Origin of the sequence: Lachnoanaerobaculum sanguinis, assembly GCF_033242365.1 — a bacterium.
Taxonomy (GTDB): domain Bacteria; phylum Bacillota; class Clostridia; order Lachnospirales; family Lachnospiraceae; genus Lachnoanaerobaculum; species Lachnoanaerobaculum sanguinis.
In genome coordinates this window covers 1-319 of sequence record NZ_BTHK01000075.1, presented here as the reverse complement: position 1 = coordinate 319, position 319 = coordinate 1, and the positions used below count along the sequence as shown (strand labels likewise).

Below are 319 nucleotides of genomic sequence, written 5' to 3'. Positions count from 1 at the left end.
ACCTGACTTCCGTCGTTTCTCTCAAAACCTAGTACTCTAGGTATCCAAGAGCATGCAGTTTTGAAAGAAATTGTCGACTTCAGCTTTGGTTAAATAGAGGGCATCAAGGTTACTAAAACCAACCAGTTTTTTAACCTTTTCGTTAACGGCCTGGTCTCTTGATATATTTATATATGTATTATCACCTTTATTTACCACCCTAAAATCACGCATAAAGTTAATCAAGTCATAAGAGTTTATTTTATTTTTGAAGCACTTGATTTCTAATACTCTTAAAAGAAACAAGCTAAGGTAGCATATCAAAAAATGCCCATAGATT

The 319-nt window shown here is 33.5% G+C and carries 1 pseudogene; it reads right to left on the bottom strand.

The window, feature by feature from the left end:
* Positions 1 to 36 precede the first annotated feature (36 nt).
* A pseudogene (locus tag SBH76_RS13955) lies at positions 37 to 319 on the bottom strand (IS1634 family transposase); the annotation flags it as partial.